This window comes from Desulfovulcanus sp., assembly GCF_982781345.1.
Map to the genome: position 1 here is coordinate 1 of NZ_CEYAEZ010000139.1, position 1,641 is coordinate 1,641.

Below are 1,641 nucleotides of genomic sequence, written 5' to 3' on the forward strand. Positions count from 1 at the left end.
TAGTTAACAACTTTGTATTAGTACAATTTTTAGGCCTTTGCCCGTTTATGGGTGTGTCTGGGAAACTTGACACAGCCATAGGTATGTCTTTGGCAACTACCTTTGTGCTAACGCTTGCCTCTGTGACAAGCTATTTAGTAAATGAGTATATTTTATTACCATTGGATATTACCTATCTGAAAACAATGAGCTTTATTTTAGTGATAGCTGTTGTTGTACAATTTACTGAAATGGTTGTCAGAAAAACCAGTCCAACGCTTTACCGGTTACTGGGAATATTTTTACCTTTAATAACCACTAACTGTGCGGTATTGGGTGTTGCTTTATTAAATATCAAAGAAGATCACACGTTTTTACAATCGGCCGTTTATGGCTTTGGTGCTGCGGTGGGTTTTTCATTAGTATTGGTTTTATTTGCTGCATTGCGCGAACGTTTAGCCGCAGCAGACGTACCAACCCCATTTAAAGGTGCCTCAATCGCAATGATAACGGCAGGTTTAATGTCAATGGCCTTCATGGGTTTTACTGGATTAGTGAAGTTTTAATATGACCTTGTTGTACGCTTTAATAGCGCTGGGTTTGCTGGCGTTAATTTTCGGATTAATTTTAGGGTTTGCAGCAGTACGCTTTCGAGTTGAAGGTAACCCTGTTGTAGAACAAATCGACACCATTTTACCGCAAACACAATGCGGCCAATGTGGTTACCCGGGCTGTCGTCCTTATGCAGAAGCCATTGCCAATGGCGATGAAATAAATAAATGCCCTCCAGGTGGTGAAGCGACCGTTAAAAAGCTAGCTGATTTAATGGGGGTTGAGGCTAAACCCCTCGCTGGCGGCGAACAAGCCGAGCCAGTTAAAACGGTGGCCTACATTCGCGAAGATGAATGTATTGGTTGTACCAAATGTATTCAAGCCTGCCCTGTTGATGCCATTGTTGGTGCAACCCGACAAATGCACACCGTTCTAATTGACGAATGTACAGGCTGTGACTTGTGCGTTGAACCTTGTCCGGTCGATTGTATTGACATGCTACCCGTTGCACCAACAAAACAAACTTGGAAATGGCAACTAGACGCTATTCCTGTTACCCAAATAGATTAGAGGTTTGAGTGGAAAAGTTACTTGAACAAATAAAAAAAGGCACCGTTTGGGCATTTCCTGGCGGCGTACATCCTCCTCAGCAGAAATCATTATCTAATAGTGCGCCTATAGCCAGACTCCCTTTGCCTGAAAAACTTGTTCTGCCTTTAAAGCAGCACATTGGCGCTAGTGGTAAATTAATAGTTGAAAAAAACCAGCACGTGTTAAAAGGCCAAGCGTTAACAAAGCCATCAGCTAATTGGTCGGTGCCAATACATGCACCGACTTCTGGCACTATTATTGATATTACGCCTATGCCATCAGCGCATCCTTCGGCATTACCTGAATTAAGCATTATTATTGAACCCGATGGCAACGATACCTGGTGTGAATTATCGCCTTTAGCAAACCCAGCCACTGCATCACACGATGAACTAGTTGATGTTATTCATAATGCGGGTATTTCTGGTATGGGCGGCGCAGGCTTCCCAACCTATGTAAAAGCTGATATTAAACAACCTATTGAATTTTTGATTGTTAATGCGGTTGAGTGTGAACCTT

2 protein-coding genes and 1 pseudogene are annotated in these 1,641 nt (G+C 42.5%); all 3 read left to right on the forward strand.

The features are described 5' to 3' along the window. Nucleotides 1-545 (forward strand): electron transport complex subunit RsxA (rsxA, locus tag AC3WVG_RS11700; RefSeq protein ID WP_488798298.1); only part of this gene is annotated, 545 nt, incomplete at its 5' end. 1 nt (nt 546) lies between these two features. After that, a complete protein-coding gene (rsxB, locus tag AC3WVG_RS11705; protein ID WP_033104423.1) occupies nt 547-1,101 on the forward strand; it encodes an electron transport complex subunit RsxB in 555 nt (184 codons plus the stop codon). Nucleotides 1,102-1,109: 8 nt separating this feature from the next. Next, a pseudogene (locus AC3WVG_RS11710) lies at nt 1,110-1,641 on the forward strand (hypothetical protein); the annotation flags it as partial.